General features: G+C 59.3%; 18 protein-coding genes. 12 read left to right on the top strand and 6 right to left on the bottom strand.

Annotated features, from left to right (window positions below; translation table 11 throughout):
• Positions 1 to 59: 59 nt before the first annotated feature.
• From ftsZ to J9789_RS06970, 3 genes are all read left to right on the top strand, one after another.
• Positions 60 to 1181 carry a cell division protein FtsZ gene (gene ftsZ, locus J9789_RS06980; protein WP_209343959.1) on the top strand — a complete coding sequence of 374 codons (1122 nt, stop codon included), beginning with the start codon at positions 60 to 62 and terminating at the stop codon, positions 1179 to 1181.
• 371 nt (positions 1182 to 1552) lie between these two features.
• The gene (locus J9789_RS06975) at positions 1553 to 2476 is read left to right on the top strand and encodes a magnesium transporter CorA family protein (RefSeq protein ID WP_209343957.1); all 924 of its coding nucleotides are present in this window, start codon (positions 1553 to 1555) and stop codon (positions 2474 to 2476) included.
• A 180-nt stretch (positions 2477 to 2656) separates the two neighbouring features.
• Positions 2657 to 4021, top strand: a complete 1365-nt coding sequence (locus J9789_RS06970; protein WP_209343954.1) for a citrate/2-methylcitrate synthase — start codon at positions 2657 to 2659, stop codon at positions 4019 to 4021.
• Between the two features lie 38 nt (positions 4022 to 4059).
• On the opposite strand, the gene J9789_RS06965 is transcribed toward J9789_RS06970, so the two are convergent.
• The 4 genes from J9789_RS06965 to J9789_RS06950 form a co-directional block, all read right to left on the bottom strand.
• Positions 4060 to 5499 (bottom strand): hypothetical protein, encoded by a 1440-nt coding sequence (locus J9789_RS06965; protein WP_209343953.1) that lies wholly within the window; start codon positions 5497 to 5499, stop codon positions 4060 to 4062.
• A complete protein-coding gene (locus J9789_RS06960) occupies positions 5492 to 5977 on the bottom strand; it encodes an RNA polymerase sigma factor (protein WP_209343951.1) in 486 nt (161 codons plus the stop codon). The genes J9789_RS06965 and J9789_RS06960 overlap by 8 nt, the downstream gene beginning before the upstream one ends.
• 103 nt (positions 5978 to 6080) lie before the next feature.
• On the bottom strand, positions 6081 to 7664 hold the full coding sequence (locus tag J9789_RS06955; protein ID WP_209343949.1) for an FAD-dependent protein: 1584 nt from the start codon (positions 7662 to 7664) through the stop codon (positions 6081 to 6083).
• 42 nt (positions 7665 to 7706) lie between these two features.
• The gene (locus J9789_RS06950; protein WP_087334581.1) at positions 7707 to 7925 is read right to left on the bottom strand and encodes a helix-turn-helix transcriptional regulator; all 219 of its coding nucleotides are present in this window, start codon (positions 7923 to 7925) and stop codon (positions 7707 to 7709) included.
• 80 nt (positions 7926 to 8005) lie between these two features.
• Here J9789_RS06950 and J9789_RS06945 point away from each other — a divergent pair, with 80 nt between their 5' ends.
• A complete protein-coding gene (locus tag J9789_RS06945; protein WP_209343947.1) occupies positions 8006 to 8449 on the top strand; it encodes a hypothetical protein in 444 nt (147 codons plus the stop codon).
• A 27-nt stretch (positions 8450 to 8476) separates the two neighbouring features.
• On the opposite strand, the gene gdhA is transcribed toward J9789_RS06945, so the two are convergent.
• Positions 8477 to 9832, bottom strand: coding sequence for an NADP-specific glutamate dehydrogenase (gene gdhA, locus J9789_RS06940; RefSeq protein ID WP_209343945.1), 1356 nt, complete (start codon positions 9830 to 9832; stop codon positions 8477 to 8479).
• A 279-nt stretch (positions 9833 to 10111) separates the two neighbouring features.
• On the opposite strand from gdhA, the gene J9789_RS06935 reads away from it, so the two are divergent.
• The 5 genes from J9789_RS06935 to J9789_RS06915 all read left to right on the top strand — a co-directional run bounded on the left by J9789_RS06935 (position 10112) and on the right by J9789_RS06915 (position 14082).
• A complete protein-coding gene (locus tag J9789_RS06935; RefSeq protein ID WP_209343943.1) occupies positions 10112 to 10600 on the top strand; it encodes a sigma-70 family RNA polymerase sigma factor in 489 nt (162 codons plus the stop codon).
• The gene (locus J9789_RS06930) at positions 10597 to 11811 is read left to right on the top strand and encodes an anti sigma factor C-terminal domain-containing protein (RefSeq protein ID WP_209343941.1); all 1215 of its coding nucleotides are present in this window, start codon (positions 10597 to 10599) and stop codon (positions 11809 to 11811) included. The genes J9789_RS06935 and J9789_RS06930 overlap by 4 nt, the downstream gene beginning before the upstream one ends.
• 61 nt (positions 11812 to 11872) lie before the next feature.
• Entirely contained in the window at positions 11873 to 12469 is a 597-nt protein-coding gene (locus tag J9789_RS06925) for a cytidylate kinase-like family protein (RefSeq protein WP_209343939.1), read from the top strand.
• Between the two features lie 311 nt (positions 12470 to 12780).
• On the top strand, positions 12781 to 13224 hold the full coding sequence (locus tag J9789_RS06920; protein ID WP_209343938.1) for an Hsp20/alpha crystallin family protein: 444 nt from the start codon (positions 12781 to 12783) through the stop codon (positions 13222 to 13224).
• Positions 13225 to 13539: 315 nt separating this feature from the next.
• Positions 13540 to 14082, top strand: a complete 543-nt coding sequence (locus J9789_RS06915; protein WP_087266976.1) for an NADH peroxidase — start codon at positions 13540 to 13542, stop codon at positions 14080 to 14082.
• Positions 14083 to 14449: 367 nt separating this feature from the next.
• Here the strand turns inward: J9789_RS06915 and J9789_RS06910 are convergent, their stop codons facing one another.
• Complete coding sequence (locus J9789_RS06910; RefSeq protein WP_245185140.1) at positions 14450 to 15025, bottom strand: SHOCT domain-containing protein; 576 nt, start codon at positions 15023 to 15025, stop codon at positions 14450 to 14452.
• Between the two features lie 288 nt (positions 15026 to 15313).
• Between J9789_RS06910 and J9789_RS06905 the strand changes: the two genes are divergently transcribed.
• The 3 genes from J9789_RS06905 to J9789_RS06895 are packed head-to-tail and all read left to right on the top strand — an operon-like array spanning position 15314 to position 19790.
• Positions 15314 to 15772, top strand: coding sequence for a MarR family transcriptional regulator (locus tag J9789_RS06905; protein WP_209343936.1), 459 nt, complete (start codon positions 15314 to 15316; stop codon positions 15770 to 15772).
• 11 nt (positions 15773 to 15783) lie between these two features.
• A complete protein-coding gene (locus J9789_RS06900) occupies positions 15784 to 17943 on the top strand; it encodes an ABC transporter ATP-binding protein (RefSeq protein ID WP_209343934.1) in 2160 nt (719 codons plus the stop codon).
• Positions 17940 to 19790, top strand: a complete 1851-nt coding sequence (locus J9789_RS06895) for an ABC transporter ATP-binding protein (protein ID WP_209343932.1) — start codon at positions 17940 to 17942, stop codon at positions 19788 to 19790. The genes J9789_RS06900 and J9789_RS06895 overlap by 4 nt, the downstream gene beginning before the upstream one ends.
• Positions 19791 to 19798: the final 8 nt, after the last annotated feature.

Below are 19798 nucleotides of genomic sequence, written 5' to 3'. Positions count from 1 at the left end.
AGGGCCTTCCTTTTCTACGTGCTATTTTCACGAATACGTTCTACATAGGAGGAGCAGTTATGGCGTTTGGACTGGACACCGGGCCGGATAATGTCGTTACCATTAAGGTGATCGGCGTTGGCGGCGGCGGCAACAACGTAGTCAACCGGATGGTGAAGACCGGTACAAAGGGTGTTGATTTTATCGCTGTGAATACGGACAAGCAGGCGCTTGCCGTTTCCAGCGCTACTTTGAAGATTCAGATCGGTGAGAAGCTCACCGGCGGCCAGGGTGCGGGCAGCGATCCCGAAGTGGGCCGCAAGTCCGCCGAGGAGAGCCGCAACGCGGTCTCCAAGGCCCTGGAGGACGCCGACATGGTGTTCATCACCGCCGGTATGGGCGGCGGCACCGGCACCGGTGCGGCTCCCATCGTGGCTGACATCGCCAAGGAGATGGGCATCCTCACTGTTGGTGTGGTCACCAAGCCCTTCAACTTTGAGGGCCGCCGCCGTATGATGCAGGCGGAAAAGGGTATCGAGGAGCTGCGCACCCGGGTGGACAGCCTGGTGATCATCCCCAACGAGCGCCTGAAGTTCGCCACCGATCAGAAGATCACCTTCCAGAATGCGTTTGAGATCGCCGATGATGTGCTGCGCCAGGCGGTGCAGTCCATCTCCGACCTGATCAAGAATACCGGCTTCATCAACCTGGACTTCGCCGACGTGACCGCCGTCATGCAGAATGCCGGCATGGCCCACATGGGTGTTGGCCGGGCCGCTGGGAAGAACAAGGCCGAGGAGGCCGCCAAGATGGCCATTTCCAGCCCCCTGCTGGAGACCTCCATCAACGGCGCCAAGGGCGTTCTGGTCAACGTCACCGGCTCCGTGGATATCGGTCTGGAGGAAGTGGAAACCGCTGCCAACCTGGTGCAGCAGGCCGCCCATCCCGATGCCCTCATCATCTTCGGTGCCGCCTTCGACGACACCCTGGAGGACGAGATCCGCGTTACCGTCATCGCCACCGGCTTTGAGGAGCTGGAGGGCGCCATGCCCAACAAGCCCTTCACCGCCGCGGCCGAGAAGAAGGCGGGCGCCCAGCAGCAGGCCCAGGCTCCTGCCGCCAACGGCCAGGCCCAGCCTGCCGCTCCCGCTGAGGACGATCCCTTTGAGGATATCTTCAAGATCTTTAACCGGAACCGCTGAGTAAGCGTTCAGGAGCCGCCGCTTTGCGGCGGCTCCTTTTTGCTTCTCTCCGGGCTTGCAATCCATCGGGAAAAGGCATATAATAAGGAGCGGCCAAAATGTGCGGAAAGAGAGCAAAACCGGCATTTTGGCAAAATAAACCACATTTTAAGGGAGTGATATGCGCCGTGAGCGGTGACCCTCTGAGTCGAGAATGCAGCGAATCTGGCACGGCGTATCTGCTCCGTGTGTGACCGGTTCTGCCGGTAAGCACCCGCACGCCTGTGCCCTTTTTGGGGTCCCCTGTATAGGAAGGGCGGACCTACGAGACAATAGGTGTGCGGGGATTTTTATGCCTTTTTGGCCCCTGCGCCCGGAAAGGCGTGATCTGATTGCTTTCGATCCATAAGACCATCAATGGAAAAATGACCCGGCTGGATTCCGTTCAGGACGGCTGCTGGGTAAACCTGACCTATCCCAGTGAGGATGAACTCAATACTGTGGCCGTGACCCTGGGTGTGGAGCCCTCCTTCCTGCGGGCCGCCCTGGACGAGGAGGAGACCTCCCGTATCGACACCGAAGAGGGCCAGACCCTGATCATCATCGATGCCCCCTCGGTGGAGAAGGACGACGCGGTGGTGTACTCCACCCTGCCTCTGGGTATCATCGTGACGGAGAAACACATCATCACTGTCTGCCTGAAGGAGACCTCCATTCTGAAGGATTTCCAGGACGGGCTGGTGCGCAATGCCGACACCCAGAAGCGGACCCAGTTCATCCTGTATATGCTGCTCCAGGTGGCCAAGCGCTTCCTGCAGTACCTGAAGCAGATCGACAAGATCTACAACTATATGGAGCGCCAGCTCTACAAGTCCCAGCGGAACAAGGAGCTCATCCAGCTGCTGGACCTGGAGAAATCGCTGGTCTACTTCAATACCTCCCTGAAGGCCAATGAGGTCACCCTGGAGAAGATCCTCCGGGGCCGCATCATTACCCTTTATGAGGAGGACCATGACCTGCTGGAGGACGTGCTCATCGAGGTGCGCCAGGCCATCGAGATGGCCAACATCTACTCCTCCATCATCTCGGGCATGATGGACGCCTTCGCCTCCGTCATCTCCAACAACCTGAACGTGATCATGAAGGTGCTGACCTCCATCACCATTCTGCTCACCATCCCCAACATTTTCTTCAGCTTCTACGGCATGAACGTAGCGAACCTGCCCCTGGACCAGTTCTGGTGGTTCCCGCTGGTACTCTCCCTGGGCGTGATCGTAGTGACCGGCATCATCCTGAAGAAAAAGGATCTGTTTTGAATCCAGGACCCGCCGCTCTTTCCGGAGCGGCGGGTCTTTTGCATTTCGAGCGCAAAATTTTGCAGGAGAAAATAAAGCCCGATTCATATTGTGGTAACAATTACATGGCATAATGGTTAGCAATGAACCGAACGACAAGGGGGCAGTTTCCCCGGCACGAGAAGAGAATGGAGGTTTTTTATGGCAAGCAATCCCAACTATTGCAACATTACGCCTGAGATCGAGGCCCTGGCGGGCATGTCCAAGGAAAACAGCCGGATCGATCCTGGCGATTACGTAAAGTATGATGTCAAGCGGGGCCTGCGCGACCTGAACGGCAAGGGCGTGCTTGCCGGTCTTACCGAAGTCTCTGATATCGTGGCCAAGAAGGTGGTGGACGGCCAGGAACTGCCCTGTGAGGGCAAGCTGTACTACCGGGGCGTGGATGTGGAGGATCTGGTGGCCGGCGCCCTGAAGGAGGGCCGTTTCGGCTTTGAGGAGACCGCCTACCTGCTGCTGCTGGGCAAGCTGCCCACCAAGGAGGAGCTGGACGGCTTCACCAAGCAGCTGGCCTACTACCGCTCCCTGCCCAACAACTTTGTGCGGGATATCATCCTCAAGGCTCCCAGCCACGACATTATGAACTCCCTGGCTCGCAGTGTGCTCAACCTGGCCTCCTATGACGACCGGGCGGACGACATCTCCCTGCCCAACGTGATGCGCCAGTGCGTCCAGCTCATCTCCCTCTTCCCCATGCTCAGTGTCTACGGCTACCAGGCCTGGAACTACAAGAGCGGCAGCAGCCTGTATATCCATGCCCCCCGGCCCGAGCTGTCCACGGCGGAGAACATCCTTACTCTGCTGCGTGCCGATTCCTCCTACTCCTTCTGGGAGGCCCATGTGCTGGATATCTGTCTGACCCTCCATGCTGAGCACGGCGGCGGCAACAACTCTACCTTCACTACCCACGTGGTCACCTCCTCCGGCACCGACACCTACTCCTGCATGGCGGCGGCTCTGGCCTCCCTGAAGGGCCCCCGGCACGGCGGCGCCAACATCAAGGTGGTGCAGATGTTTGAGGACATGAAGGAGAACGTACGGGACTGGAAGGACGAGGACGAGGTGCGCCATTACCTCCAGGCCCTGCTCAACAAGGAGGCCTTCGACAAGGCGGGCCTGATCTACGGCATGGGTCACGCCGTCTACTCCCTGTCCGACCCCCGTGCCAACCTGCTTCACTCTTTTGTGGAGAAGCTGTCCCGGGAGAAGGGACGCAACGAGGAGTACGAGCTCTACTCCCTGGTGGAGCGGCTGGGTCCCGAGGTCATTGCCGGGGAGCGGAAGATGTACAAGGGTGTGTCTGCCAACGTGGACTTCTACTCCGGCTTTGTGTATCACATGCTGGACCTGCCCCTGGAGCTGTACACCCCCATCTTCGCCATGGCCCGTATCGCCGGCTGGTCCGCCCACCGCATTGAAGAGCTCATCAATATGGGCAAGATCATCCGTCCCGCCTATAAGTATGTGGGCACCCACACCGATTATGTGCCCATGGAACAGCGCTGAACGACAACAAAAGAGCCGCCCTTGTGGGCGGCTCTCTTTTATTCTGCAATACGTTTGACCTCCAGGTAGTAGTGCTCCGACGCCGGGTCCAGAGTGACGGTGTTCACGCCCGCTTCCAGGTCAAAGCCGAAATTCTGCCGGACGATCTGGATGAAGCCCCGGTCCTCCAGGGTGGCGGTCTGCTGGGTACAGCTCAGATTGGAGCCCAACTGTGTGAGAAGATCATAGCCATAGATACCCCGGTTCTCCGTGTGGGCACACGTAAAGTCATAGCTGCCTTCTTTGGTAAAGGCGGCCTCCACCGTGACGCTCTCCCCGGCGGGGATGGTGAGGGTGGCCTCTGCGTAGAAAATACGCTCCTGTACGTTGCACCAGGAGAACACATCCTCCAGCCTGGTCATGTTGGACGGAATGGAGGTACCCAGACTTTTACAGAGGGCGTCAAAAAAGGTCTCTCTGGGCAAGGACATAAGATCAATTTCCTCGCCGTACTTCTGGGCCAGGGTGTCCGGAGCTTGGCAGAGGGCGTCCAGCACCTCTCCCAGCGTGGACTGGTACTGGGTCACGGTGGCGGTAACGCCTGCCAGCTCTTCCCCAGGGTCACAGCCGCCGTCCCGGTAGCCCTGAAGAGTATATTCTTCCAGTGGGTCTCCCACTACGATGAGCAGACAGGGGTCTTCGGCCTGGGGAGAGTCGGGCTGGGGCAGGAAAAAGCTGCGCTGGGCCCAGCCTGCCTCCCGGTCAATCGCGCCGCCGTTGAAGCCGTAGGTCATGACGGCGGGGGTGTCCTCCGACCAGGGGTAGGTCACGGCCAGAGTGGGGGCAACGGCATCGCTCTCCGGCAGGACAAAATCGGTGAAGGAATAGACCGTAACCGGCGTGTCCAGGGTGGGGGCCTCCTGGTGGGCGGCCATCAGATCTCCGTCCTCGACAATCGCCGCATATTCCTCCCAGGAGCCTATGCTCTGGCTTCCACCCACGCCGGGGTAGATGGTGGTCTCCAGCTCCGTACCGTCCGCCGTCAGGGTAACAGGATAGAGCTCATAGAAACTCCCGGCAAAGGGATAGGCCAGGGTAACGATCTGGTCGGTGTCGGTGGGGTTGGTAAGCACATAGGAGTCTTTTACCTGGATGTCGGTGCTGTTTCCGTCCTGCCAGGGGGCAAAGTCCAGCGTAATGTGCCGCCGGGCGGTCAGGTCGGCATCTTCCAGCGTGGTCAGGGGAAAAATGGGCCCGGCGTAGGACATGAAGGTGGAGGCCTCGTCGTGACCGCCCCCGCCTCCGCCGCTGCTGCCTCCCATCCGGGGCAGCAGCCAGAACCCGCCCAGTACCACCACCGCCAGACCGGCACAAACCCCCATCCAGGGCTTGAATCGCCGGGATCGCCTACGGGTGGCGGGAAGAGCGGCGATCCGCTCCCGCAGCTGCTGAGAGGCGTGGAGGTCCTTGACCTGGGCCAGATAATCCGTCTTATTCATCCTCAAAGCCTCCGATCATCCGTTCCCGCAGGGCCTGCCGCCCCCGGGAGAGCCAGGACAGTACCGTATTCCGCTTGGCACCCAAAATCTCCCCGATCTCGGCGGCGGTGTAGCCCTCAAAATAGTGCAGATAGATGGTGTTGCGGTAGGGCTCCGGCAGGGCACGCACCTCGTCCAGTACCGAGCCGTCTGTCCCGGTTGGAGCGGGGAACTGTTCGGACAGCGGCACCTCGCCGCTGCGCCTGGCCCGGCGGAGATTTTTGCACTTGTTGATGGTCACCCGCAGCAGCCAGGCTTTCAGATGTTCTCCGTCCTGAAAGCCCTTGCCGCTGCGCAGCAGGGCCTCAAAGACCTCCTGCGTCACATCCTCCGCGTCCTGTGGGGTGGGGGCATTGTGGCAGGCTGCCCGGTATACGGTGTCCAGATGGTGTTCCATTGCGTAGGAGAAGGGGGCGTCCCCCTGGAGCTGCATGGCCATGGCGCTCTCTCCTTTCTGCCCTGTACACACCTGAGCCGGGCAAATGATTGCATCGGAAAAGAAAAAATTCGCCGCCGCAGCAATGCGGCGGCGAACTTTACTTTTAGGGTTGTGCGGCTACCGCTTCGGCTACCCGGATGCCGTCCACGGCGGCGGAGGTGATACCGCCGGCGTAACCGGCCCCCTCGCCGCAGGGGTAGAGGCCCCGGACGGCGGACTGGTAGTCCTCCCCCCGGAGGATACGGACTGGGGAGGAGGAGCGGGTCTCCACGCCGGTGAGCAGGGTATCCGGCGCGGCAAAGCCGTGGAGCTTCCGGTCAAAGACGGGCAGCGCTCCCCGCAGGGTGTCGGTGACGTAGTCGGGCAGGCAGCGGTCCAGGTCAGTGGGGGTGACACCGGGCCGGTAGGTGGGCTCCACTGCCCCCAGAGCCTTGGAGGGCTGCCGGGCCAGGAAATCCTTCACGGTCTGGGCCGGGGCGTGGTAATTTCCGCCTCCCAGGGTGAAGGCGGCTTCCTCCCAACGGCGCTGGAAAGCCACACCGGCCAGAGGATGGTCCGAGCCGAAGTCGGCGGGATTGACCCCCACCAGGAAGCCTCCGTTGATGTTCTTGCCGTCTCTGGCCCGGTGGCTCATGCCGTTGGTCACCAGCCGCCCCTCCTCCGAGGCGGCGGCCACCACCTGGCCGCCGGGGCAGACACAGAAGGTAAAGGCGGAGCGGCCGTTGGGCAGGTGACAGGCCAGCTTGTAGTCGGCGGCGGGCAGCTTCTCCCAGGCAGGGCCAAACTGAGCCAGGGATACGGCGCTCTGGGGATGCTCGATGCGCACGCCGATGGCAAAGGGCTTCTGCTCCATGGGCACCCCGGCCTCCAGCAGCATCTGGAAGGTGTCCCGGGCGGAGTGGCCGGGGGAGAGAATCAGGGGGTCACAGGGCAGGTCGTAGGCCCCCTGGGGGCCTGTTACCGTCAGACCGGCCACCGCCCCGTCCCGGAGCGTCAGGCCGGTGAGCTGATGGCCGAAGCGCACGTCGCAGCCCAAGCGGATCAGCTCCTGCCGGATGGTCTTCACCACGTCCCGCAGCACGTCGGTGCCGATGTGGGGCTTGTGCTGGTACAGGATGTCTGCCGGAGCGCCCGCCTCCACCAGGGTGCGGAACACGGTGGAGATGCGGGGATCGTGGGTGCCGGTGGTCAGCTTGCCGTCGGAGAAGGTGCCAGCGCCGCCCTCACCGAACTGAACATTGGAGGAGGGGTCCAGCACGCCGGTGGACCAGAACCGCTCCACGTCGGCGGTGCGCTCCTCCACCGGGCGGCCCCGCTCCAGCATGATGGGAGCCAGGCCGTTCCGGGCCAGGAAGAGGGCGGCAAAGAGCCCGGCGGGGCCCATGCCCACCACCACCGGGGGCAGGGAAGAGGTGCGCCGTACCGGTGGAAAGACATAGGGGGTGCTCTGGTGGAGAGAGACGTTTTTGTCCCGGCACCGGGCCATCACTCTGCCCTCATCGGCCACGGTCACGTCCACGGTGCAGACGTAATGGACGTCGTTCTTTTTACGGGCGTCGATGGACTGCCGTGCCAGGGACAGGCCCACGATGGCGTCCGGCTTAACGCCCAGAATGCGGGCGGCTTTCTTTTTCAGATGGCCCAGCCCGCCGTCGATGGGCAGGGGAATATTTTGAATACGGAGCATAGTACAGTACCTCGTAAGAAAGGATGGGGATGCGGGCGACGTTTATTCTGCGCGGGGATAGGGGTCCTCCACATCAGTCAGGCCAGCTAGATAATCCATGCTGGTATTTAAAGCAAGTGCAATGCGCTTGCACTGTTCAAAGGTATAATAGCGCTTTCCATTTTCAATCTTAGAGAAATCGCTTTGGTTAATTCCGGTTTTCATTTGCATATAAATCTGGGTATAACCACGTTTTTCACGAAGGTCTTTGAGACGAGACATAAAATCACCCCAGATAATTATGGGTGATTTGACCTATTGAAATTATGGTGAAATTGACCTATTATGATTGGGGTGATGCTATGATACAGGAAATGCGGGAAGAGTACAAGGAAAAAATGAGCCGTGAAAATCATACATACCGCATCTGTTGGAAGTTGTACGATGAACTGGCAGATCTCTTTTGCAACGAAGGCCCCATATCGGAGGATTTTCAAACATATCTTGTGCAGTTGGAAAGGCAGAGGGAGGAACAATACAACAGACACTATAATTGGGGATGTGCCATGGAATGCGGCACAGTCCTTGATAATCAGCCGGAGGGTGAGTTGGTAGCTGGGCAGAGAATGGCAGCGGAGGCACGCAAGAGCGTGGAACGGGTCATGAAATCCTATAGTGAAGAGATGTTTATGCTCTGGAAGCTGTTCTGCCGTGTGGAAGCATATTGCCGCACACAGGAAGCGGCGTATATGTGCGTATTGGGTATGGAAGAAGCACAAAAGAAAAATGGCATCCATCCGTTGTAAAGGATGGATGCCATTTTTGTTTCAAGATTAGTAGGACACGCCCTGCCAGATCATGGCGTCGGCCACCTTCATAAAGCCGGCGATGTTGGCGCCCGCCACCAGGTTGCCGGGCATGCCGTACTCCTCGGCGGCCTTGGCGGCGTTGTGATAGATGTTGGTCATGATGTCGTGGAGCTTCTGGTCCACTTCCTCAAAGGTCCAGCTCAGGCGCATGGAGTTCTGGCTCATCTCCAGACCGGAGGTGGCCACGCCGCCGGCGTTGGAAGCCTTGGCGGGAGCAAACAGAACACCATGAGACTGGAACCAAGCCACAGCCTCGGGAGTGGAGGGCATGTTGGCGCCCTCAGCCACGGCGAAGCAGCCGTGCTCCACCAGAGCCTTGGCGCCCTCCAGGGGCAGCTCGTTCTGAGTGGCGCAGGGAAGCGCGATGTTGCAGGGAACGGTCCAGATGCCCTGGCAGCCCTCGTAGTACTTGGCGGTGGGAACGTAATCCAGGTAGGTCTTGATGCGGTCGCGCTTGACCTCCTTGATCTCCTTGATGACCTTGTAGTCGATGCCGTTCTCGTCCACGATGTAGCCGTTGGAGTCGCTCATGGCGATGACCTTGGCGCCCAGCTGGGTGGCCTTCTGGTTGGCGTAGATGGCCACGTTGCCCGAACCGGAGATGACCACGCTCTGGCCCTGGAAGGACTTGCCGGCAGCCTTGAGCATCTCGTTGGTGAAGTAGCACAGGCCGTAGCCGGTAGCCTCGGTACGGGCCAGGGAGCCGCCGTAGGTCAGGCCCTTGCCGGTGAGAACACCGTTGAACTCGTTGCGGATACGCTTATACTGGCCGAACAGGTAGCCAATCTCACGGGCGCCCACGCCGATGTCGCCGGCGGGCACGTCGGTGTCGGGGCCGATGTGGCGCTGCAGCTCAGTCATGAAGGACTGGCAGAAACGCATGACCTCGTTGCTGCTCTTGCCCTTGGGATCGAAGTCGGAGCCGCCCTTGCCGCCGCCCATGGGCAGGCCGGTCAGGGAGTTCTTGAACACCTGCTCGAAGCCCAGGAACTTGATGATGGACAGGTTGACGGAGGGGTGGAAGCGCAGGCCGCCCTTGGAGGGGCCGATGGCGGTGGAGAACTGCACGCGGTAGCCGCGGTTCACCTGGACCTGGCCGTGATCGTCCACCCAGGACACGCGGAACAGCAGGCTGCGCTCGGGCTCTACCATGCGGTCCATAATGCCCATCTTGGCCAGCTCGGGCTTCTGGTTGAACACGGGCTGAAGGGACTCCATAACCTCACCCACGGCCTGGAGGAACTCGGGCTCATGGGCGTTCTTCTTGCAGACGCCGTCATATACGTTCTGAAGGTAAGAATTGGTGATCGTAAATGCCATATTGCCAAACCCCTTTGCCTGGCGGCCCATGATGGACGGACCTACCGGATTTTGATACACTGGGAATGTGGTCCAAAGACACACATTCCAACATGTTGGTGCTATTATAATGCGTCATCCCAGAAAATGCAAGGAAAAATTATAAAGTTGCAAAAACCGCCGAGTACTTTCGTGAAAACTGGCAAGTATTGCACTAATCTATACTTTAGCGTGCAACGGAATGACGAGATGTAACATATTTTGCGCTGGTGCGTTCTTTAGGTGAAAGGGGGGAGGAGCGTGGAGCCAAAGACGCTGGAGGGGCTCTATCACAAGTATGCCGGTGAGCTGTACCTCTATGCCTTTGCCCTCTGTCAGGATTGGTCCCAGGCCCAGGACCTGATGAGCGAGGCCTTCTGCCGGGCCCTTCTCTCCCTGGAGGGGGAGGAGGACGGCTGGAAGGGCTGGCTGTTCAAGGTGTGCCGCAACCTGTGGCTGGACCAGTGCCGCCGCCGCAAGCACCTGACCGGGGAGCCGCCTGACCCGGAGCGGCTGACGGGGGAGGACGACCTGCTGGAGGACCTGATCCGGGAGGAGACCCGGCGGGCGGTCTATCGGGCGGTGCAGGAGCTCTCCCCGCTGGATCGGGAGATCATTACCTTATATTATTATGGAGAGTTGTCGCTGAAAGAAGTGGGGGCGGCCATGGGGATCAGCCCCGGCGCGGCCCGGACCATGCTGTGCCGGGCCCGCAGGAAGCTCAAGACCAGATTGGAGGGAGCGCTATGACATTCCGGGAATTACTGGAGAAATACAAGAACGGCACTGCCACCGAGGACGAGCGGGCCCTGGTGGAGGCAGAGCTGGAGAAGAGCGAGGCCATCGCCGACTATCTGGCGGAGGGCTTGGAGGCGCTGGAGGAGGGGGGAGAGGCCCAGTCTAGCTCCAATGCCGAGGTAAAGAAGGTAAAACGGACGGTGAATCGCAGGCTGCGCCGCACCGCCCTGTGGGCGGCGGCCATCGTGCTGGCAGTGGTGCTGGTGGTACAGTTTGTGGTGAATCCCCTAGTGTCCTCCTTCTATTATCAGCCCAACGCGCAGACGGTGGGGCAGACGCAGTACAGCGATGCCACCGTTGATCTGACCGCCCTATACAGCCTTCTGATGCCGGGGCAGACCATAACCAGTGTCCAGACCGAGCCCCTGGGCTTTGGAAGATATGCCTTAACCTACACCACAGGAGATTGGCTCACCGGGGAGAGAAACCAGGTCAGCAGGACCATGAATCCTGGCGAATATGGAACGGGAGCGTGGATCACCGCCTCCATGCAAAATGGTTTTGATCTGCTGACCATGGAGGCCATCGTGGATGGGGGAAGAGATTTGGCGGTAAGCGGTTACAGCCAGGAGACGGTGGATTACCTGTCTCAGCTGCCTGAGACCTCCTATCTGGCGGTGTGGGTCCATTTCCCGGAGCGGCTCAATCCCATCGGCTTTGCGCAGCTGGAGGCCGCATATGATGGCTATTGCGCTCAGGGTATCCTCTCCTTTCGGTGGGCCGCGGTGCGGACGGCGGAGGAAAATCAGCTCATCGGCTATCAGACTGAGGACTGCCCTTATCTGGATGCCGCGCCGGACCAGGAGCGATACCCCATGTTCTCTTACACCCAGATGTGGGAGGAGATGGTGGGGCGCAGTTTTACGGAAAAAAGCAGGGCCCAGTTTGAGGGTAGCGCCGCTAAGGAGCATTTTATCACCCTGCTCAGCTATCTGGCAGACCGGCCGGAGGCGGTAGAGGCCCTGGCGGGGCCTGTGGTATCGTATGATTTCGCGTCCATCCGGGACTATGTGGAGGAGAATGGGGTAGAGATCTATGGTGCGCTGGTGTACGCTCAGCCCTCGGCATTGCTTCAGATGTGGGAGGACGGCGTCATTGACGGACTCTCCATCCAGCAGGTGCTGCCCTCCCGCTATTCCGGCAGCACCGGGATCCGCCAGTAAAAAGTGCTTTGACGAATGCCTCCAACTGTATTATACTAAAATCAGGATAGGAGGTGTCCTTATGAAACACATCGTCATTACCATTGGTCGTGAATACGGCTCCGGCGGGCGGCTCATCGCAAAGAAGCTGTCCGAGGATATGGGCATCACGTTCTACGACAAGCAGCTGATCTCCGACGTGGCAAAGAAGACCGGCTTTTCTGAGCACTTTATCCGTAATGCCGAGCATCAGCGCCCCACCAACAGCTTCCTCTATGACCTCTACACCAGCGTCCAGACCCCCTCGGTCCCCGACCAGGTGTTTATCGCGCAGGCCAAGGTCATCAAGGAGGCCGCTGCACGGGAGTCCTGCGTCATTGTGGGCCGCTGCGCCGACTACATCCTCCGGGATCAGCCCAACTGCCTGAAGGTGTTTGTCAACGCCCCTCTGGATCAGCGCATTCGCCGGGCCCGGGAGGAGTACGGTGTGCAGGAAGCCAACCTGGAGAGCTTCGTCATCCGTCAGGACAAGGCCAGAGCCTCCTATTACAACTACTTCGCCACCGGCCGCTGGGGCCAGAGCCGGGAGTATGACCTGTGTGTCAACAGCCGCATCGGCATTGACGCCGCCGTGGCGGTCATCCGCGCGGCCGCTGAGGCCATTACCAAGGCTCCGTAAATGAGATATAAGGGCTGTACCCGCTGCACCGCAGCGGGTACAGCTTTTTTGCGGGCAAAAATCGGATAAATTGTGAACAAAAATTGCTTCTTGTGTGAACATTAGCACTCTCCTATTGACAGTGCTAATTCTGGTGTTATAATAAGGGTGTCCTTGAGAGAGGGGCCCAATGAGAGCCCATCCGGGGATTGAAAAGAACCGAAACGTCCGGCCGGTACACCACCGTCCGGAACAGGTAACAGAAGCTCGCCACCGCGAGGGTTCACTTCCCCCCAGCTACGAGCCGTCGAAGATGAATGGAGGTATGACTTATGTTACCTAGCCTGTTTGGTGAAAATCTGTTTGACGACTTTTTCCAGGATCCCTTTGACAGAATGCCCGACATGTTTGCCCACAACCCGCTGTACGGTAAGCACGGCAAGAACCTGATGAAGACCGATGTGCGGGAGACCGAGAATGCCTATGAGCTGGATGTGGACCTGCCCGGCTTCAAGAAGGATGAGGTTCAGCTGGAACTGAAGGACGGTTGTCTGACCATCAGCGCCGCCAAGGGCCTGGATAAGGACGAAGAGGAGAAGAACGGCCGTTATCTGCGCCGGGAGCGCTACGCCGGTCAGTGCAGCCGCAGCTTCTATGTGGGTGAGCAGGTGGAGCCCAAGGATGTGTCCGCCAAGTTTGAGGATGGTATCCTGAAGATCACTCTGCCTAAGGCGGTGCAGCAGCTGCCTGTCAACCACACCATCGCCATCGAGTAAAACGGTACGGAAAGCGCCCGCCGCAGCAGCGGCGGGCGCTTTTTCTGTCAAAACTTTACCGTGGGATCGCTTGAATCCATATGATCCTGTGTGTTATGATGGGTTTGCGTTTAGAGGCCTTTGCGGCCGCTGATTGTGGAGGGTTTGGCAGGGCTGGAAGGCGGCTAAAAAAACTTTTCGCAAATGCAAAAAAAGACTTGACGAGAAAGTTAAGTTGTGCTATCTTTATATCAGAAATGATAATCATTACTGATTAGCACTTCCGCTAAACCTAGATCAAATAAAATGAAATTACAATTATAGGAGGAAAATCACATGAAAAAGTGGGTCTGCTCTGTTTGCGGTTACGTTCACGAGGGGGATTCCGCCCCTGATTTCTGCCCCATCTGCAAGGCTCCCAAGGAGAAGTTTGTGCTCCAGGGCGGCGACAAGACCTGGGCTTCCGAGCATGTGGTCGGCGTAGCTAAGGGCGCTCCCGAGGAGATCATCCAGGGCCTGCGCGAGAACTTCCAGGGCGAGTGCTCTGAGGTTGGTATGTACCTGGCCATGGCCCGCGTGGCTCACCGCGAGGGTTATCCCGAGATCGGCCTGTACTGGGAGAAGGCCGCCTACGAGGAGGCTGAGCACGCTGCCAAGTTCGCCGAGCTGCTGGGCGAGGTCGTGACCGACTCCACCAAGAAGAACCTGGAGATGCGTGTGGACGCCGAGAACGGCGCTACCCAGGGTAAGACTGACCTGGCTAAGCTGGCCAAGCAGCACAACCTGGACGCCATCCACGACACCGTTCACGAGATGGCTCGCGACGAGGCCCGTCACGGCAAGGCTTTCGAGGGCCTGCTGAAGCGTTACTTCGGCTAATCGATAAAGCAAGGGTTCCCCGGTCCAATGGACCGGGGAACTTTTTTGTCGTGGCGGGCCTCGTTACCGAGCGTTTTGGCGAAGCTAAAACCTCGATGCCGGGCGGATTCACTCCGCCCGAGCAGATGAAATCATCGGGGTCCCCATGGGACTTGTCCCATGGGATCGCCCGTCACGGCAAGGCTTTCGAGGGCCTGCTGAAGCGTTACTTCGGCTAATCGATAAAGCAAGGGTTCCCCGGTCCAATGGGCCGGGGAACTTTTTTGCTTATTCATGCTGTATTTGACACACTTGCACCCATATTTAGATATACTATAGCGATAGGAAAAGGCGGGGCTGGGCCCCGCCTTCTTATAGGATACAGGGCTTACAGGCCCAGCAGCTGTTTTTTCTTGGCGTCGAACTCCTCCTGGGTGATCACGCCCATGTCCAGCAGTTCCTTGAACTTTTTCAGCTCATCAGCGGCAGAGGCCTGCTGGATCACGGTGGCGTTGCCCTGGGATGCCTTTTCACTCTGGTACTGATTGACGATCTTCTGGATCTCGGCAGAAAGTTTTTGACGGATCTCAGGGGAGTAGGAGCCCAAAACCACATCTTCGTCCCCAATGGTATCCAGGCGGATGTTCATGCCGAATACACCGATGGAGTTCACTTTATCCAGCTTGATGGACTTTGCGCCTGCGCTCATAAAGGTACCAATCAGGGAGTTGGGCTTGCCTGCGATCAGCAGCCGGGTGTTGGTAAAGGCCACAGCCACCATCTGATAGGCGGTCTTTCCAACGGTGCCGGCATTGGCGCCCACCGCCAGCAGCACATCCTCATCCGGAGCCAGGCTGTCCAGGATCATCTGGAACGGCAGCTTCTTGTTGTTGGTACGCATGAGTCCCGCCGCGGTGGACTGATACTCATCGGCCATTGCCATCATTTCCTTGATCGTTCTCATATCCAATCCTCCTTATACAACTGATGCCGGATCCTTTTTTGAGGGAAGAGGATCTATTCCTTCCTTTTTCGTACTATTATCATCTTATCGACTCCTTTTTGCCAATACAATAGCCTGCCAGCATAGTGTTTGTATAAAAGTAGAAGCGGGTATGATGGAAAGATCGGAAAGAGATTCACAGAGTGTTTACAATTCAGGAGGGCAAAGCCCTTGACTTCCGAGGGCTAACGAAGTATGATACTTCACGCACAATTATATAACATAGTTAAGAATTAAGGCGGTGATGGAATGGAAGATAGATTGATGACCGAGTTGAGCGGCGCGCTGCGGCGGCTCATCCAAACACGTTACAGTCTGCCTATGGGCGGCCTGCCCATGGGCGAATTTATGATGCTCCAGCGGATCCAGCGCTGGCAGGAGGAGCGGCCGGAGGCCAAAGGAATCTATGTCTCTGAGCTGAACCAGTGCGCGTATGTATCCCAGCCGGCGGTATCCCGGATGCTGCGCCGGCTGGAGGAGAAGGGGCTGCTGGAGCGTAAAACCGATCCTCAGGACCGGCGGACCACCTATGTGGTGCTGACGGAGGAGGGGCGCAGCCTGCTGACCGCCTGCCAGCAGCAGATGGCGAAGCTGGCCGGACGGGTGGTGGACCGGCTGGGCGCCGAAGAGCTTCAGTCTCTGGTGGACCAGCTGGACCGGCTGACCCAGGCCGTTCAGGAGGAAGGACAGAAGATGTCTGTGGAATAAGGAGCAATGACATGCTGAATATTCTGAAGTATTTGAAGAAACACGGGGGCATGGTGGTGCTCATCCTGGCACTGCTGTGCGTACAGGCCTACTGTGACCTGACGCTGCCCAAGTACACGTCGGACATTGTGGATGTGGGTATCCAGCAGAGCGGTGTGGAGCGGGTTACCCCGCAGCAGATGCGGGGAACCACCATGGAGGCCCTTACCCTCTTTTTAAGTGACGAGGATGAGGCCGCCCTCCGGGCGGCCTATACCGCCGCAGAGGATGGAACCTATACCCTGACGGTCAGGGACAAAAAGACTCTGGACCAGCTGGACCAGATGCTGGGCCTGCCCATGGTGGCTCTTTATCAGATGGAGCAGCAGGGCATGGACCCGGCTATGCTGACGGCTCAAGCGGAGCAGGCGGGCCGGGAGACCTTCAAGGCCGGCCTGATGGAGCAGATGGAGGCCATGGCCGACCAGTACGGCGCCACCGCCGATATGCTCACCGACCAGATGGCCATCCTGTTTGTCCGGCAGGAGTATGAGACCATGGGAATGGATCTGAACGCCATGCAGCGCAGCTATTTGCTGACCACCGGCGGCAAGATGCTGGCCCTCACCCTGCTGATGGTGGCTGCCGCCATTACAGCGGGTATGCTGGCCTCCCGGGTGGCGGCCAGCGTGGGCATGGAGCTGCGTGGTAAGGTGTTCCGCAAAGTGGTCTCCTTCGGCAATGCCGAGATTGACAAATTTTCCACCGCATCCCTCATCACCCGGTCCACCAACGACATTCAGCAGATCCAGATGGTGGTGGTCATGCTGCTGCGGCTGGTGCTCTACGCACCCATCATCGGCATCGGCGGCATTGTGCGGGTGGCCAGCACCCGCACCGGCATGGGCTGGATCATCGGCGTAGCGGTAGGTGTGCTGCTGGCCCTCATCGTGGTGCTGATGACGGTGGCCATGCCCAAGTTCAAGAAGATGCAGACACTGATCGACCGGGTGAACCTGGTGTCCCGTGAGATTCTCACCGGCCTGCCCGTGATCCGCGCCTTCAGCCGGGAGGCATATGAGGAAAAGCGCTTTGACAAGGCCAATCGGGACCTGATGGGTACCCAGCTCTTCACCAACCGTACCATGTCCATGATGATGCCCATTATGATGCTCATCATGAACGGCATCTCGGTGCTCATCGTGTGGGCGGGCGCCCATGGGGTGGACCTGGGCACCATGCAGGTGGGCGATATGATCGCCTTCATTACCTACACCATGCAGATCGTCATGGCCTTCCTGATGATCTCGGTGGTGTCCATCATGCTGCCCCGGGCAGGCGTGTCCGCCAAGCGAATCCAGGAGGTGCTGGATACAAAGGTATCGGTCCGCGACCCGGAGCCCGGCAAGAACAAGGATGAGAGCAAGGAGAACTGGCGGGGCGAGGTGTGCTTCGAGGACGTGTCCTTCCGCTACCCCGATGCCCAGGCCGACGTGCTGGAGCACATCTCCTTCACCGCACGGCCGGGGGAGACTACGGCCATCATCGGTTCCACCGGCAGCGGCAAATCCACTCTGCTCAACCTGATCCCCCGGTTCTTCGATGTGAGCTACGGCCGTATTACCATCGACGGGGTGGACATCCGGAACCTGTCCCTCCACAAGCTCCACAGCCTGCTGGGATACGTGCCCCAGAAGGGGGTGCTCTTCTCGGGTACCATCGAGAGCAACCTGAAGTTCGGCGGGGAAGCTATCACCGACGAGGCCATGCGGCAGGCGGCGGTCATTGCCCAGGCCGACGACTTCATCGACGCCAAGCCGGAGGGCTACGAGTCCCCCATTGCCCAGGGCGGCACCAACGTGTCCGGCGGCCAGAAGCAGCGGCTGTCCATCGCCCGGGCCATTGCCAAGGACCCCAAGGTCTACCTGTTTGACGACTCCTTCTCCGCCCTGGATTACAAGACCGACGCGGCTCTGCGCCGGGCCCTCAGTGAGCAGGTCAAGGACGCTGCCGTCATCATCGTGGCCCAGCGGATCTCCACCATCCTCCATGCCCAGCAGATCATTGTGTTGGACGAGGGCAAGGTGGCGGGCATCGGCACCCATGAGGAGCTGATGGCTAGTTGTCCCACCTATCAGGAGATTGCCCGCAGCCAGCTGTCGGAAGCGGAATTGGGAGGTGTCGGCGCATGAGTGAGCGGCATACTGCGGCCCGTCCCCGGGGGCCCATGGGCCACAGAGGCCCGGGCGTACCCGGTGAGAAGGCCAAGGATTTCAAGGGTACGGTGAAGAAACTGTTCTCCCATATGGGCCGGTTCAAGCTTCAGCTGGCTCTGGTGGGCATCTTCGCCATATGCTCTACCATTTTCAATATTGTAGGACCCAAGGTTTTGTCTCAGGCCACCACCGAGATCTTTACCGGCTTAGTGTCCAAGGTCCAGGGAAGCGGCGGTATCGACTTTGGCAAGATCGGGCAGATTTTGTTGATGCTCATCATCCTCTACCTGATCAGCGCGGGCTTCTCTCTGCTCCAGGGCTGGATCATGAGCGGGGTCACCCAGAAGACCTGCTACGGCCTGCGGCGTGATATCTCGGAGAAAATCCACCGCATGCCCATGAAGTATTTTGAGTCCCGTACCGTGGGCGAGGTTCTCTCCCGTATCACCAACGATGTGGATACCCTGGGACAGAGCCTGAACCAGTCGGTGACTACCCTCATTACCTCGGTGACCACTCTCATCGGCGTGCTGGTGATGATGCTTACCATCTCCCCGCTGATGACCCTCATCGCCCTGGTCATCCTTCCGGTGTCGGCAGGCCTGGTGATGCTGGTGGTCAAGCACAGCCAGAAGTACTTTGTGGCCCAGCAGAAGTATCTGGGCAAGATCAACGGCCAGGTGGAGGAGACCTACTCCGGCCACAGTGTGGTGCGGGCCTTCAACCGGGAGGAGGAAGTGGTCAGGGAGTTTGACCAGACCAACGCCGTCCTCTTCAAGTCGGCCTGGCTGAGCCAGTTCCTCTCCGGTATGATGCAGCCCATCATGACCTTCGTAGGCAACCTGGGCTATGTGGCCGTGGCGGTGGTGGGCTCCATGCTGGCGGTGACCGGCGCCATCACGGTGGGCGACATCCAGGCTTTCATTCAGTACCTGCGGCAGTTCACCCAGCCGGTGACCCAGATCGCCCAGGTGTCCAATATGCTCCAGTCCATGGCCGCCGCCGCCGAGCGGGTCTTTGAGTTCCTGGCCGAGGAGGAGGAAAGCCAGACCGACGCCTGCCCCGTTACCGCCGACCAGCTGACCGGCGCGGTGGAGTTTGAGCACGTGAAGTTCGGCTATGTGCCGGAAAAGACCATCATCCACGACTTCTCCGCCCAGGTGAAGCCGGGCCAGATGGTGGCCATCGTGGGCCCCACCGGCGCGGGCAAGACCACCATGGTCAAGCTGCTCATGCGGTTCTACGACGTGGACGGCGGCGCTATCCGGGTGGACGGCCACGACGTGCGGGAATTCAACCGCACCAAGCTGCGGGAGGCCTTCGGCATGGTGCTCCAGGACACCTGGCTGTTCAAGGGCACCATCATGGAGAACATCCGCTACGGACGGCTGGATGCCACCGATGAAGAGGTCATCGCCGCCGCCAAGGCGGCCCACGTTCACCACTTCATCCAGACTCTGCCCGGTGGCTACCAGATGGAGCTAAATGAGGACGCCTCCAACGTGTCCCAGGGCCAGAAGCAGCTGCTGACCATCGCCCGGGCCATTCTGGCGGACAACCGGATTCTGATCCTGGACGAAGCCACCTCTTCGGTGGATACCCGTACCGAGCACCTGATCCAGGCCGCCATGAACAACCTGATGAAGGGGCGCACCTCCTTTGTGATCGCCCACCGGCTGTCTACCATCAAGGAGGCCGACCTCATCCTGGTGATGAAGGACGGCGACATTGTGGAGCAGGGCACCCATCAGGAGCTGCTGGACAAGGGCGGCTTCTACGCCGGACTGTACAATGCCCAGTTTGAAGAGAGCGAGGCCAGCTGAGCCTATAA

This window comes from Flavonifractor sp. AGMB03687 (genome assembly GCF_017811815.1).
Taxonomy (GTDB): domain Bacteria; phylum Bacillota; class Clostridia; order Oscillospirales; family Oscillospiraceae; genus Flavonifractor.
Note: the sequence above shows the minus strand (reverse complement) of the source record. Positions and strands in the feature narration are given on the sequence as shown.